The 12,617-nt window shown below is 45.2% G+C and carries 7 protein-coding genes; all 7 read left to right on the top strand.

All coding sequences use genetic code 11. From position 1 onward, the window contains the following. Window positions 1-263 precede the first annotated feature (263 nt). The 7 genes from BM030_RS13515 (at window position 264) to BM030_RS13485 (ending at window position 12,613) form a co-directional block, all read left to right on the top strand. On the top strand, window positions 264-3,614 hold the full coding sequence (locus BM030_RS13515; RefSeq protein ID WP_170845735.1) for a SusC/RagA family TonB-linked outer membrane protein: 3,351 nt from the start codon (window positions 264-266) through the stop codon (window positions 3,612-3,614). 18 nt (window positions 3,615-3,632) lie between these two features. Then, window positions 3,633-5,291 carry a RagB/SusD family nutrient uptake outer membrane protein gene (locus BM030_RS13510; RefSeq protein ID WP_090974135.1) on the top strand — a complete coding sequence of 553 codons (1,659 nt, stop codon included), beginning with the start codon at window positions 3,633-3,635 and terminating at the stop codon, window positions 5,289-5,291. Window position 5,292: 1 nt separating this feature from the next. Then, on the top strand, window positions 5,293-7,671 hold the full coding sequence (locus BM030_RS13505) for a right-handed parallel beta-helix repeat-containing protein (RefSeq protein WP_090974134.1): 2,379 nt from the start codon (window positions 5,293-5,295) through the stop codon (window positions 7,669-7,671). Further along, window positions 7,649-9,184, top strand: a complete 1,536-nt coding sequence (locus tag BM030_RS13500; RefSeq protein WP_090974133.1) for a sulfatase family protein — start codon at window positions 7,649-7,651, stop codon at window positions 9,182-9,184. Before BM030_RS13505 ends, BM030_RS13500 begins: the two co-directional genes overlap by 23 nt. 50 nt (window positions 9,185-9,234) lie before the next feature. Next, window positions 9,235-10,626: an alpha-L-fucosidase gene (locus BM030_RS13495; RefSeq protein ID WP_090974132.1), complete on the top strand. Its 1,392-nt coding sequence runs from the start codon at window positions 9,235-9,237 to the stop codon at window positions 10,624-10,626. A 95-nt stretch (window positions 10,627-10,721) separates the two neighbouring features. Further along, a complete protein-coding gene (locus tag BM030_RS13490; protein ID WP_090974131.1) occupies window positions 10,722-11,405 on the top strand; it encodes an SGNH/GDSL hydrolase family protein in 684 nt (227 codons plus the stop codon). Window positions 11,406-11,560: 155 nt separating this feature from the next. Beyond that, window positions 11,561-12,613: an alpha-L-fucosidase gene (locus BM030_RS13485; RefSeq protein WP_211657604.1), complete on the top strand. Its 1,053-nt coding sequence runs from the start codon at window positions 11,561-11,563 to the stop codon at window positions 12,611-12,613. The last annotated feature ends 4 nt before the right edge of the window (window positions 12,614-12,617 follow it).

Below are 12,617 nucleotides of genomic sequence, written 5' to 3'. Positions count from 1 at the left end.
CATACCAGTTAAACCAATCAAATAAAAAAGATGAGAAAAATTATGACGGCAAAGAAACACGTACCCTAACCAAATCAATCCGGTGAAAAATCCGGACGGTGCTTCCGACACCACCCGGACTATTTGCTTGGATCGAATCCGGAAGTTTTTCAACTCCGCTAGGTAAACCAATTTTTAATTTATCCAAACAGGACAAATATATGATTTTTAAACCTTGTGGTAAGGACCCAGCTTGGTCTTTTACCAACCGATTATTGCTGATTATGAAACTGACCGTTGTTTTGACTACAGTGCTTGCGCTCAACGCTTTTGCTGGTATCAAAGCGCAAAACATTACGTTGAATGTCAAAAATAGCACGTTGGAGGAGGTGATGAGGGAAATCCAGCAACAACAGGGATATCCGTTTTTCTTTCGGGGAGACCATATCGCGACGATCCCTGTAACCGCCAACATCCGGGAAGCTGATTTACATCAAGCCATGTCAACCATCTTGTCGGGAAAAGAGCTGGCGTGGACCATTAAAGATGGAATCATCGTAATCAAGCACGCAAGAGGCGTGACCAATAGCATCCCGGCATCGACGACCCTGCAACGCCGTATCGTAGTGGGTAAAGTCACCGACGGCGCGGGTTCACCGCTTGAAGGCGTCACGGTATTTGTCAAAGGTTCAGGTTTAGCCACGACATCCGGTAGTGACGGAAACTATCGCATCAGTGTTCCGGAAAGCGCTACAACTTTGGTGTTTACTATGGTGGGGTTTGATCCACAAGAACAACGTATACCGTCATCCCGCGTTGTCGACGTAATGATGCAACCCGCAATCCGGGATATCGATGAGGTAGTTGTAATCGGTTATGGAACCGTGCAAAAAAGTGACCTAACCGGTTCGGTCTCTACCATCAAAATAGAAGACGCAGCCGAACGGCCAGCTTCTTCACTCGAACAGCTTCTTCAGGGGCGTGTCTCCGGTGTGCAGATTACCCAAAATTCCGGCGCTCCCGGTGCCGGTATTAACTTTAATATTCGCGGGGTCAACTCGTTCGGCGAAAATCAACCGTTGATTGTCATCGATGGGTACCCAATTGAAAATGAAAGCGCCGCGGTTACGAATACGGCAGGAGCAGACTTTTGGAATGCTTCGACCCCGCCTAATAACCCCTTAGCCAATTTGAATCCCGCCGATATCGAATCAATAGAGATTTTGAAAGATGCTTCATCGACGGCGATCTACGGCTCGCGGGGGGCAAACGGTGTCGTGTTGATCACGACCAAAAAAGGGCAAACTGATCAGGAATCTGTCAGCTATAATTTTAGGACAGACCTCAATCAGTTGCCCCGTCAGATCCCCATGTTACCTACACATGAGTTTCTGAATTTAGCTAACGAAGCCGCCCTGAACAGCGGGCAGGATTCATTGTACAACGAGCAGGCCATTGCCGAGCTGTCAGCCAACAATTATAACTGGCAGGACCTCATCTACCAAAACTCCTACTCACAAGATCACCAGGTAGTTTATACCGGAGGCGATAAGAAAAATAAATTTGCCGTGATCGGCAGTTATACCGCGATGGACGGCATCGTATTACGTTCGAAGTTCAATCGCGGGGGCCTCCGGGCGAATTTCGAACGGGAATCTTCAGAACGATTTAAGTTTGGGTTGAATTTCAATACCAACCTTTCCCTCAATCAGTCCGTTGTTCAATCGAACACCACCGGTGCAATTAATGGGAGTGTGATTACTGCCGCGCTCCGGTTCCGGCCTGTAAACATCCCCTATACTGACGAGGGGGATATCGATATTTCAGTGTCAGACAATCCCTTAGCTACAATTTATCACGTGGATGACGACACACGCGCCCGGTCTACGCTGGCCAATGTCTATGCCCAATACCGGTTGGCCGAAGGATTGCAGTTTAAAGTCAATGGAGGAATCAATGATTTTTCCAGCTTACGGCAGAGCTATTATGGCCAGGGCACATTTGTAGGAAACCAGAACAACGGCTTGGCCTACCGGGGGGAAACCAACGCGTTTAACTACTTAGCGGAGTATACCCTTAATTACAATAAAAAGATCTTCAAGAATCATCGCATCAATGCCGTTGCAGGTTACACCTGGCAGCAATGGTACAGACGTTCGTCGGGCGTACGTGTTAGCGATTTTAGCAACGACAACCTTTCGTATCATGCTATGCAATATGGTAATAACGTCGCTAATCCTGTCACTGGCTACATGCGTTGGGCGCTGGCGTCGTACCTGGCCCGGGTCAATTATGTGATCGCCAACAAATACATGTTTACCTTTACTGGGCGGTCGGATGGGTCCTCACGCCTCGCAGACGGCGAGAAATGGGCGTTTTTCCCCTCGGTAGCTTTAGGTTGGAACGCTCATAGGGAGAAGTTCTTGGAGAATATCGACGTTATAAGCGAGCTGAAACTGCGGGCTAGCTATGGCATATCGGGCAACCAAACCGTACGTGTTGGTGCTACGCAAGCTCAATTGACTAATAGTAGGGTCGTGGTCGGAAATGATATTCTGACCGGGGTGGTACTATCAAGTTTTGAAAATCCGGATTTGCATTGGGAAACAACTCAGCAAATTAATATAGGCCTCGATCTTGGTTGGGCGAAGAATCGGTACCGTCTGACCATTGATGCCTACCAAAAGCAGACAAAAGACCTGCTCATCAGTTTATCTATACCTGGTAATTTGGGGTTTACAGGGTATGAAACCAACGTTGGGAAGATAGAAAACAAAGGGCTTGATATCGAAGCTTCCGCTCAAATTCTTACGACAGGCTTCCATTGGAATGTGTCAGGCAACATTTCATTTAACCGGAATAAGGTGATCAGCCTCGGCGATATTGAACAGATTAATGGGAATAATCTATTGGGTAACTTTATGAGTCAATATGGTACAATTGCACGGACAGGACTACCGTTAGGTGTTTTTTTCGGTTATCGGATCAACGGGATCTATCAGTCGGTTGACGAGATCGCTGTCGGCCCTACCGATGTGGTGAACACTGCTCCGGGAGATTTTAAGTATGTGGATGTCAATCATGATGGTCAAATCACCACCGCAGACCGGACGGTTATCGGCGACCCCAATCCCGATTACATATTTGGGCTTACCAATGATTTTAACTACAAGGGGATTGGTGTTTCGATTTTGGTACAAGGCATGATCGGACATGATGTGTTGAATCTCAATCGTTATTTTTCGGATGGGTTGGTGTTTCCCGTTGCCGGAAACGCCCGGCGGGAAGCGTACGATGGCCGGTGGACAGGTCCGGGAACAAGCAATTACTATCCACGTGCCAAAACCTCCGGTACGCTGTTTGATAATCGGGTAAGCGATTTTCTCATCGAAGACGGTTCGTTTGTCCGGTTAAAAAACGTCAATGTGTCCTACAATTTTATCTTTTCCGGGTTCCGGTATCTGAAAAGTCTAAAGGTGTTTGCGAATGCTTCAAACCTGCTGACATTTACTAAATACAAAGGTTATGATCCAGAAGTAAGCGCTATCGGTAATAATGCACTTAGCCGGAATATCGATTTTGGAACTATCCCATTGTTCCGGACTTTCTCATTTGGGGTAAACGCAAGTTTTTAATCAGGTATAGAAAATATTATGAAACCTAAGTATAGTATTGTTGTATTGGTTGCGCTCCTTTTAGGTAGCGGTTGCAGTTTGGATGAACAGATTTTTGACACGCCTGCGGAAAGCAACTATATTCAATCCGAGGGAGATGTTACCGCGCTATTGAATGGTTCCTACGGTGTTTTACAAGGAGCAAATGCCTTCAAGTTCGAAGCGTTTAAACTGGTGCAGCTTGCTGCTGACGACTTGTCTTCGACGGTTGTGAATTTTAACGAAGTTTCACAAAAGACGTTTAGTCCAGCAACATCCTTCATTGGATGGGCGTATAGCGAAATATACAGTGTAATCAATAATTGCAATTGGATTATTGCGAACGTACCATCTATGGACTTAAATGACCTGTACAAAACAAGAGTTGACGGAGAAGCAAAATTTCTTCGGGCTTTTTGCTATTTCTATTTGGTTCGCTTTTTTGGCGGTGTTCCTTTGAGAACGGAACCGACTACTATTCAATCGGATTTCATGAAAGCTCGCGCGTCTATTGATGAAGTATATGACTTAATCGTAACGGATTTGATAGAGGCATCTGAAAAGTTGCCGTTAAAATCCGCCGCTTCAATAGGCGGATTAGGCCGAGCCAACAGGGGAGCGGCGCACGCGCTACTTTCCTTGGCGTTTCTTACACGCGCCAGTCACCAAGATATGGCAGGTGTTGGAGCGGAGATGCACTATCAGCTGGCAAAGGACTACGCCGACAGTGTCATTGTCTCAGGACAATACAGCTTATTAGACAATTATGCCGACCTATGGGATGTGGAAAAAGAAGCGGAGGCATATCAAGAGGTAATCTTTGGTTTAGAATTTACCCGAGATGGGTCAATCGGGCTGCGAAACTCAAAAGGGTCCGATTTTCCTTTTCGGTATATGCCAAATACATTGGCAAATGTTTCAGCACAAGGGGTTCATCGAACAGGGTCTGGACAAATAAAGGTGCAACCTTGGTTTCATGAATTTTATACGACAGGAGACTATACGAATGATTATCGGTCAGAAGTATCTTTTCTTTCAACTTGGACTGGAACTGGAGGAGCAACACGTTATACTTTTCCGTTGGTTCCACCGGTGGGGGCTCCTCAAGAAAGGCAATCATATCTTAATAAGTACCGGGATGGCAACGCGATAGATATCCAGAACCATGAGAATGACTGGTTTGTTATTAGGTTGTCGGAGGTGTACCTTATCCGGGCAGAAGCGGAAAACGCACTCCATGGACCTACGGCTGCGGCTTACAACGACTTCAATAAGCTGCGCGAGCGTGCGCGAAAGGCAAACGGCGTGGTGCGAACCATGCCACAAGACCTGATGCCCGGTCTCACCCAAGATGAGTTCCGTATGAAAATTTTTGAAGAGCGGGGTCTAGAGTTCGTCGGTGAAGGTAAACGTTGGTTTGATTTAGTCCGTATGAAATCACCAATGGGTACCACGATGTATGAATTTATGTTTGGAACATTTCTTCCAACTTTACCTGCAGGTTTGCCTGTATGGCACGGTCCTTCCCGTTCATGGCAAGGCGGACGCACGGAAAGCTCGAATCTTCCATCATATCACCCTCGTTTCCTGCTATTTCCGATTCCGGTGAGGGAAACGGACTTAAATCCCGAAATAGTACCAAACCCGGGGTATTTTTGATATGGCAAGTGAGGGCAATTTCACGAGGCACAGAAGGCAGATTACAGGGCTTCGTTTCAAAAGTGGTTTTATTAGCCTTTATATGATATTCTTGGCCGTTTTATTTTCTGATAGAACCGTTTCGGCAAAATCCTACTATGTAGATATGAACGCCAGTCCGAATGGCGATGGATCACCGCAACACCCCTTCAGGTCTATCCAAAAGGCAGCTGATTTATTGATGGCAGGAGATACCTGTTACATTAAAGGAGGGATATATCCGGAGACAGTTATACCCAGGTACTCAGGTACATTCAAGCAACAGATCGTATTCCGGCCGTGGGGATCAACTGGTAAGGTGGTTATCAGTGGCAGCGATCCAATTAATCAGGCTGATTGGGTAGCGCACAGTCCTAATATATATAAAACCTCTTTGTTATTGAAGCTCGGTCATGAAAACCAAGTGTTCCGAAATGACACTATGCTGGTTCTTGCTAGATGGCCGAATGTGGGTGAAGATCTGCTGTTCCCCACTTTGTCAACCATGCAAAAAGGAACTACGGCCAATCGCATTGTTGATAGCCTCCTGCCGCCTTATGATCTCGAAAACGCTTATGTTTGGGTTCATGCCCCTGAATACTGGTCGAATTGGACTACTGATATTGTCGGGTTTGGAAGACATCATTTCGACATTGTAAATAGAGCCCCGTTCCAAGGTGCTATGAAACATAATGCAACAGAAGGCGGGCAATATTACCTTTTTGGTGCTTTCAGTATGCTGGATAATGACAATGAATGGTATTACGATGAGACAACCGGAACACTGTATATATATGCAACCAGCGATTCACCGTCGCTTGGCAATATCCGGGTGAAGCAACGTAAATATGCTTTTGATTTGGCCGATAGACGTCATATTATAATCCAGGACATAGAAATCCATGGCGCTTCTATTTTAACTGACGAACGGACGAGTCATGTACTGCTTAGTGGGCTTCGCATTTATTTTCCATATCACGCAGAACAGGCTAATGAGCAATATGGTACTCAAAAGGAAAAAGGTGTTGTTATCAATGGTACCAATAATGTCATTCAAAGTTGTGAAATTGCATATAGTTCTGGATGTGGTGTCGTGTTAGCCGGCAGTTATAATCATCTGGTCAATTCATATATACACGACACAGACTATATTGGCACTTATGCCAGCTGTGTCCAGCTCTCAGGTCAGAGAAATATTATCAGTCATTGCACATTAACTCGGAGTGGTAGGTCAGTGATCGACTATTCGGGAATGTACCAGTGCATCATTCAATATAACGATTTGAGTTATTCGGGTTTATTGACCAGTGATCTGGGTGTGACCTATGGTACAGTCATAGAAGGCGGAAATTCGGAAATCCGTTATAACTGGTTCCATGATAACAAAGGTGTGCATCGAAATGTCGGTTTATATTATGATCATGGGACGCAAAATATTGTAACTCATCACAATGTGGTTTGGGGATCAGATTTGTCTGCCCTAATGATTAACCATTATGCACATTATCATTTGGTATATCATAACAATTTTTCCGCAGTACAATACGGTTTTCGCTCAAGATGGGGGAATAAGTATCTTCCGAGCCTACAGGGTTCTGAGTTTTACAACAATATTTTCTCAGGCCCGGTAGACATTACCGCAAGCGACTACGTGTGGGGTCATAACTTAATTGGTTATGATATGCTCATTGATGATAAGTACCTGTCGGCTGGTTCGTCGGCTGTTGACTCTGGGATACCCATAGAGGGGATCAACGACAAGTACATTGGGTCAGCTCCGGATATTGGGGCATATGAAAGCGGTGGCCACCTATGGCATGTGGGGCATAATTTCGATGTGGACCCGATAGTCGACACTGCTTTTTCGTTGCCACGACACCGAAATTTAATTGAGAATGCTGCTTTTGAGCACGAAGACCATTTAAAACCATGGTCAGTGACTGCAGGTTCCGTAGCGGTGCAAAGTGGATATAAAAATCAAACTACACCCGATACCGCTAGACTACGGATGGGTAAATATAGCTTGATGTTGAAGGATACCGCTCAAATTGAACAGCAAATATTTGATCTAGAACCTAATTCGACTTATCGTTTCGCAGGTTTTTTCAGATTAGATCCTGGAGAACGGGCAGTGTTGGGTGTCCGGAAAGATGACGGGCAGGAAGTGCTAGGATCGGTTATATATCCGTCAAATAACTTCTGGGTTGAAAGTGTTTTGGAATTTATGACTGACCCTGACGTAGACACTGTTCATGTTTTTGTAAAGCGTTTACCTGGGAATCAAGGTAATGTGTTTGTAGATGATTTCGGGTTAATTTTAAAAAGAGAAGACGATAAAAATGTGGAAGAAGAAGAAAGATAGGTTACTCGGTGTAGTTTTGTTGTTAACTACTACCGGTTATCCGTTAGCACAAGAAAGACCGGTCGGAAAGCCGAATGTCATTCTGATCTATACCGACGATGTCGGGTTTGGTGATATCAGTGCGAACGGTGCCAAGGCGATAAAAACGCCTAATATAGATCGCATTGCTGAAGAAGGACTGCTTTTTACTAATGCTTATGCAACTTCCGCGACGTGTACGCCTTCAAGGTATTCGATGCTTACCGGAGAGTATGCTTGGCGTAAAACAAACACTGGTATAGCGCCGGGAAACTCGCCGTTATTGATACCAACGGGTAGCTCCACGTTACCTGGTATCTTTCAACAGGCAGGTTATCAGACGGGGGTTGTCGGAAAGTGGCATCTGGGTCTTGGCCCTATTGAAGGAATGGACTGGAATGGCGACATAAAGCCTGGGCCGCTTGAGGTTGGTTTTAATTATAGTTTCATTATTCCCGCGACAGGAGACAGGGTTCCTTGTGTTTATGTGGAGAATCATAATATAGTCAATTTGGATACGGCCGACCCGTTGTATGTAAGTTACACTGAACAAATCGGCAATGAACCAAACGGGCGGGACCATCCAGAATTGCTAAAAATGCGGCCCTCTCATGGGCATGATCAAAGTATTGTAAACGGAATTAGTCGTATCGGTTACATGTCGGGCGGTCATTCGGCCCGGTGGATAGATGAAGAAATGGCGGATGTTCTTACACATAAAGCTGTTGATTTTATCAAACTTAATCATGAGAATCCGTTCTTCCTATACTTTGCTACACATGACATTCACGTGCCGCGGGCACCACATCCCCGATTTTCCGGCAAAAGTAATATGGGGCCGCGCGGTGATGTTATTTTGCAGCTGGACGGGTGTGTAGGCGAAATATTGAATGTCCTAGAGGAATATGGAATAGCGCAAAATACAATTGTGCTTTTTACCAGTGATAACGGGCCGGTATTAGATGATGGATATCACGATCAGGCGAAGGAAAAAGTGGGCGGCCATTTACCTTCAGGCGATTTGCGTGGAGGTAAATACAGCGCATTTGAAGGAGGTACCCGTGTGCCAATGTTGATTAAATGGCCACAGGTAATTAAGCCTGGGCAGGTGTCTTCTGCGTTAATTAGTCAATTGGATTTTAAGGCTTCTTTTGCCCAATTATTAAAAGTTGATCTGTCTGCTCTCGATTTAGCGGATAGTCGCGACTACATGAAGACTCTGTTAGGAAAAAAAAGAAAGGGACGACAATATGTGATACAACAATCATTGAACAACACATTGTCACTTGTTTCACGGCGATGGAAATATATATCTCCGAGCGAAGGGGCAAAAATACAAAAGAACACCGGTATTGAGCTCGGCAATGCGCCCGAACATCAATTGTTCGATTTGAAAAGGGATCCGGGTGAAAAAAACAACGTCGCCAAGAAAAAAGAAAAAATCGTGCGAAAAATGGTTGCATATTTAGATGATATAGTGTCTGACGCATTGTAAAATCCAGTCTCCTGGTTCATCAATTAACGTTTTTAAATAGTTAGTAAATAATGAGGAAAGCATTTTCTGTAATTGTATTACTTTGTGGCTTAGAGGCTGCAGTTACTGCTCAAACGAAAGAAATCGCTGAATGGGCAATAGAAAGTCCACAACAAAAAGAAGAGCGTATGGGGTGGTGGCTCCATGATCGCTTCGGCATGTTCATTCATTGGGGGCTCTATTCTGTGCCGGCTCGTCACGAATGGGTTCAATCTCGCGAAAGAATACCTGCAAATACATACAAAGACAATTATTTCGATTTATTTGACCCAGACCTTTATGACCCTAAAGAATGGGTGACATATGCGAAAGCTGCAGGTATGAAATATGTAGTGATTACCACGCGTCACCATGAAGGTTTCAGTCTTTGGGATACCGAATTTAGTGCGTTCAAAGCTTCCAATACACCCGCTAAACGTGATTTGCTCAAGCCCTTTGTAGATGCATGCCGTGAAGGCGGATTGAAGGTTGGATTTTATTTTTCATTGATTGATTGGCATCACCCCGATTTCACAATTGATCGCTTACATCCTCTGCGAGATGTTGAAGGAGCAGATACATTGAATCATGAAAAAGATATGAATCGGTTTCGTCTGTTTTTGAAAAATCAATTAACAGAATTGTTAACGAACTACGGAAAGATTGACTTACTTTTTTTTGACTATTCCTACCCTGGAAAACGTGGCAAAGGTCATAGCGATTGGGATAGTGAGGGCCTGCTAAAGCTCGCGCGGACGTTGCAGCCGCAGATTCTGGTAAACGATCGCTTGGATTTGCATGACAAGCCTTGGGGATGGGATTATGTTACGCCCGAACAATTTATACCCGTTGCTTGGCCTGAACGCAATGGCAGTAAGGTGCCCTGGGAAACATGCCAAACTTTTTCCGGGTCTTGGGGGTATCATCGGGATGAACACACATGGAAAAGTGATCACCAAATCATTTCAATGTTGGTTGAAGTAGTAAGCAAAGGCGGCAACTTATTACTTAACGTCGGACCAACTTCCCGAGGTGAATTTGATGCTCGCGCTATTGAAAAGTTAACCGCAGTTGGGCGATGGATGAGGTACAATCAACAGGCTATTTACGGATGCACTTCGGCCCCAAATGAATATGTTAAACCTCAAAGCTGTCTATTGACTTATAATCCTGCTAAAAAAAGGTTATATATTCATTTACTACAGTGGCCCTTTAAAACGCTATATCTGCCAAATTATCAAGGAAAATTCAAGCATGCTCGGTTCCTGCACGACGGTTCGGAAATAAAGTATACGACAAGGTCCTCTGCCACAGCTAACGAACATGGTAAGGCCACTGCAGGTGAGAATGATGTCATTTTGGAGCTTCCGACCATAAAGCCACTCAATATAGAAATCCCGGTAATTGAATTGATAATTGAATAGCAGATACGTAGTCAATACTACTACGCTTAGCCAATGATAAGGAACGAGAAAAAGACTGACGTTTGTAATGTGACTGCAGGATAAAAAAATAACGTATGAAATTGCAAGCTATAATTTGGATGATAATTATGTCATTCTGCGTTTTCGCATTTACCACTCCTTCGAAAAAGGTATTGATCATCGGCGACTCCATCTCGCTTGGTTACTTTCCCTATGTAAAAAAAATGCTCGAAGGAGAAGTTGACGTGGTGCACAACCCGGGTAACGCTCAACATACAGGTACGGGACTTCGGATGATCGACGAATGGTTAGGCGATTCTAGCTATGATGTTATCGTGTTTAATTGGGGATTGTGGGATTTATGTTACCGGCACCCGGAATCTACTAGTGTGGGGCAACGGGATAAGATCAACGGAACGATTGCTTTTACCGTGGATCAGTATAAAACAAATATCGAGCAATTGGTCAAACGCCTAAAAATGACGGGGGCAAAACTGGTATTTGCAACAACCACATTCGTTCCCCCTGGTGAAGCCGGACGGTTTGAAGGGGATGAGCTCATCTATAATGAAGCTGCCGTGGCTATTATGCATGCGAATGGAGTAGAAGTGCTGGATTTGCATGAACACTCAATAACTATATATCAAAGTTATAAAATGGGAGAGGGGGATGTGCATTATACTGCGGAGGGGTATAAAGAACTGGCTAAGCCAGTTGTGTCAATGATTCGCAAAATGATTGGCTTCGATGAAATGGCTGAACGAAAAGTGCCACAATGACACAGCCGCAGTGGCGCTTAAGTTTGTCCGTTAAAGTGTTTTTAAACATCATAAAACTTTACAAGATAGAAATGAAGTCTGTATTACGAATTAATCTTAAGTGCGTTGTAAATATCGGTTTTTTGCTGTTTCTCACACTATTTGGGAAAGCACAAGTGCCTGCATATCTATCCGAATACAAACAGCAATACAACAAAAATCCCCGGGAAGCGAACCTGACCTGGTTCAAGGAAGCCAAATTCGGAATGTTTATCCATTATGGTCTTTACAGTTTGGTGGGTAAGGGCGAATGGATCCAGCTGCTGGATACCATTCCCCTCGACGAATACGGTAAGCTGCAACATCGGTTCACCGCTGAGTCCTTTGATGCTGAGCGCATTGTCTTACTCGCCAAAAATGCAGGGATGCGTTATATCACCTTCACGACCAAACATCACGACGGGTTTTGTCTGTTTGATACCAAGCAAACGGAGTTCAATAGCATGCGCTCGCCCGCTAAGCGGGATCTCGTAGCCGAACTGGCAGCAGCCTGCCGTAAACATGGGCTGGGGCTATTCCTTTATTATTCTTATGCCGCTGATTGGAAGCACCCTTATTTCTATCCGCCGGAAGCAGGATGGAAAAGCGCGCGGCCGGCTTATCGCGACCGGCCCGAAGCGTATCTGTACCGAGAACCTGCGGATTTTAGGCATTACATTGAATACGTGCATAATCAGTTGACCGAACTCTTGACACAATATCCGGATATTGCCGGCATTTGGCTGGATCCCATCATGGGGTATTATTCCAAACCCGATCTGTTTCCGATAGCGGAAACGTACGCGCTCATTCGGCGCTTGTCACCCCACGCCCTGATCTCATTTAAACAGGGAGCTAACGGCGAGGAGGATTTCGTGGCTCCCGAACGGGGTGCCACTGCGAAAGTCGGCGAACAGCTGGCGGCGGCAAAACTGGCGGCTGAGCGTAACCGGGATAAGCCGGTTGAAATCTGTAATACCATGCAGCGTCCGGTGCCGGGTACACCGGGCGGCGCTACGTGGGGTTATAACAAAGCATTGGACGGCAACCACCTTACGGCTGCAGATATTAAACGGTTGCGTCGTGATGCTGAACAAGCGGGGGCTAATCTGCTCCTGAACATTGGCCCGCTGCCAGATGGCGCTGTGCATCCGGAAGATGCTGAGGCACTTTCTTCACTCAAGCAATAAAGCA

This window comes from Parapedobacter composti, assembly GCF_900112315.1.
Taxonomy (GTDB): domain Bacteria; phylum Bacteroidota; class Bacteroidia; order Sphingobacteriales; family Sphingobacteriaceae; genus Parapedobacter; species Parapedobacter composti.
This window is presented reverse-complemented; position numbering and strand designations above follow the sequence as displayed.

Coding starts and splice junctions, on each gene's coding strand:
- BM030_RS13515 (WP_170845735.1), top strand. CDS start 264: ATGAAACTGACCGTTGTTTTGACTACAGTGCTTGCGCTCAACGCTTTT.
- BM030_RS13510 (WP_090974135.1), top strand. CDS start 3,633: ATGAAACCTAAGTATAGTATTGTTGTATTGGTTGCGCTCCTTTTAGGT.
- BM030_RS13505 (WP_090974134.1), top strand. CDS start 5,293: ATGGCAAGTGAGGGCAATTTCACGAGGCACAGAAGGCAGATTACAGGG.
- BM030_RS13500 (WP_090974133.1), top strand. CDS start 7,649: ATGTGGAAGAAGAAGAAAGATAGGTTACTCGGTGTAGTTTTGTTGTTA.
- BM030_RS13495 (WP_090974132.1), top strand. CDS start 9,235: ATGAGGAAAGCATTTTCTGTAATTGTATTACTTTGTGGCTTAGAGGCT.
- BM030_RS13490 (WP_090974131.1), top strand. CDS start 10,722: ATGAAATTGCAAGCTATAATTTGGATGATAATTATGTCATTCTGCGTT.